Origin of the sequence: Mesorhizobium sp. M7A.F.Ca.US.014.04.1.1 (genome assembly GCF_003998745.1) — a bacterium.
Taxonomy (GTDB): domain Bacteria; phylum Pseudomonadota; class Alphaproteobacteria; order Rhizobiales; family Rhizobiaceae; genus Mesorhizobium; species Mesorhizobium ciceri.
Genome location: NZ_RZRW01000770.1, coordinates 1 through 2,187, shown reverse-complemented (window position 1 = coordinate 2,187; position 2,187 = coordinate 1). Strand labels below are relative to the sequence as shown.

Annotated in this window: 4 protein-coding genes; all 4 read left to right on the top strand. The window is 60.4% G+C overall.

What is annotated here, in order from left to right:
* On the top strand, positions 1-236 hold a 236-nt coding region (locus EOA22_RS31260; RefSeq protein ID WP_245478732.1), incomplete at its 5' end, for an ATP-binding protein.
* Positions 233-880, top strand: coding sequence for a response regulator (locus EOA22_RS31255; protein ID WP_023767341.1), 648 nt, complete (start codon positions 233-235; stop codon positions 878-880). The genes EOA22_RS31260 and EOA22_RS31255, both read left to right, overlap by 4 nt.
* Entirely contained in the window at positions 877-1,254 is a 378-nt protein-coding gene (locus tag EOA22_RS31250) for a response regulator (RefSeq protein ID WP_027161970.1), read from the top strand. The genes EOA22_RS31255 and EOA22_RS31250 overlap by 4 nt, the downstream gene beginning before the upstream one ends.
* Positions 1,255-1,256: 2 nt before the next feature.
* Positions 1,257-1,985, top strand: coding sequence for a response regulator transcription factor (locus EOA22_RS31245; protein WP_063170880.1), 729 nt, complete (start codon positions 1,257-1,259; stop codon positions 1,983-1,985).
* The last annotated feature ends 202 nt before the right edge of the window (positions 1,986-2,187 follow it).

The following is a 2,187-nucleotide window of genomic DNA, read 5'->3' as shown; positions in this document are numbered from 1 at the left end:
GCCGGATAGGGGACGCGATCCAGATCGAGATCAGCGATTGTGGCACGGGCATTGAGTTTCCTGACCGAATATTCGAGCCGTTCTTTACGACGAAAGAGCACGGCATGGGCATGGGACTCGCGATCTGCCGTTCGATCGTCGAGTCCCATGGCGGACGGTTGTGGGTGGAGAAGAACGATCCGCACGGAACGGCGTTCGTCTTCACGATGCCAGTTGAAATGAAAGCGGCAGCATGACGCCCCACGATCAAATGGTCTTCATCGTCGATGACGACGTGCGTATTCGGGAAGCGCTTGGTGAGCTTCTGGAGTCCCATGGCATGCGCGCCGTAGCGTTCGGATCGGCCGGCGACTATGTCCTTGCCGACAAGCCGGACGTCCCCGCCTGCCTGATCCTCGATGTGGAATTGCCTGACATCAACGGTCTAGATCTGCAGAAGCAGATCGCCGAGGGCGATCATCCGCCGATCGTCTTCATAACGGGGCATGGCGACATCCCGTCCTCTGTGCGTGCGATCAAGCACGGCGCTGTGGACTTCCTGACAAAGCCTTTCAGCGATACGGACCTCATGGTCGCGATCCGGGCAGCGATCGCCCAGGACCGGGAAAGGCGATCAGAGCGCGCCGAACTCACCGTGTTGAGGCAACGCTATCAAGAGCTCACGCAGCGAGAACGCGAGGTGCTGCCGCTCGTTGTGAGTGGCCTGCTGAACAAACAGGCCGCGGCTGAGTTGGGGATCAGCGAGGTCACGCTGCAAATCCATAGACGGAACGTGATGCAGAAAATGGTTGCGGCATCACTCGCTGATCTCGTGCGCATGGCGGAGCGGTTGGAGATACCGATCAGCCACTCTCGACGAACGGGAGGGAACGGAGTGTGAGCAAGGTGCGACCTGTCGTGGCGATTGTCGATGACGACCCAAGATTGCTCGAGTCGCTCGAGAACCTTTTGGAGTCTGCGGGCTATGCTCCCCGCAGCTTCTCGTCGGCGGGATCACTGCTCGTCAGCGGGCTCTCCGACGTGGACTTGCTCATTACCGATATCGGGATGCCTGGAACGGACGGCTTTGAACTTCGTGACCAGGTCAAGAAGACGCGTGCGGACCTACCGGTGTTCCTGATCACCGGCCGCCACGAGATAGCGGATCAGTACCGTGCCAAGGGCATCAGCGGGTTTTTCCGCAAGCCATTCGACGGCCAGGCCCTGCTTGCGGCGGTGGCCAACGCTTTAGCCAACCAGGAAACCGAGGGATGAACATGAGAGTTGACCAACCACTCTTGCAGAGATCGGCGCCGGTGTCACGGCAGCGGAAGGCTGAGCCGCAGCAGCCGCTCGTCATCATTGTCGATGACGATGCGTCTGTTCGCGAAGCACTGTCGGAGTTGATCCTGTCGATGGGCTTTGAGCCGGTCTGCTTTGCCTCGACCCGCGAATTGCTCGACGCGGACGTCTTGAACAGCCCCGGATGCTTGATCCTCGACGTGCGCATGCCAGGGGCAAGCGGTCTCGATCTACAGCACCATCTTGCGACAAACGGCAATCCCAAGCCCATCATCTTCCTGACCGGGCATGGCGACATACCGATGACTGTCCAGGCGATGAAGGCGGGCGCCGTGGATTTTCTCACCAAACCGGTGCGCGACCAAACACTCCTTGACGCCGTGATCGCGGGCATTGCGGTGGATGCCAAGCGGCGGGCGGATGCGGTGGTCGTCAAGCGCAACATCGAGCGTGTCGAGACGCTGACCCCGCGCGAGCGCGAGGTGCTGCATGAAGTGGCGCGTGGGCGCCTCAACAAACAGATCGCTTTCGACCTCGGCATCAGTGAAGTGACCGTCAAGCTTCACCGCGGCAATGTCATGCGCAAGATGGAAGCAGCTTCCATCGGAGAGCTGATCCGGGCCTGGGAAACGCTGCCCCCGGCGATGCGCGAGGCCGGCGCGGCCAGGACTTTCGAAAGGGTGAACCTCGCCTCCGTCCGATAGTATCGCCCAGCGGCTGGCGCTTCTCCGTTAAGAGTAGCCTGCCCAGGACGATCCGGACTCAGACAAATTTTTATGAAGTTTAGAGCGATGATCGCCGCGTGTAACCTGGTGTTGAGGCTACACTGCCAAGCTCTTGCCGCGCATCGCCAGCTAACGGCGGCGCATTGGGAAAGCTTTGGAGGGGCGTATCTCCATCACGGCG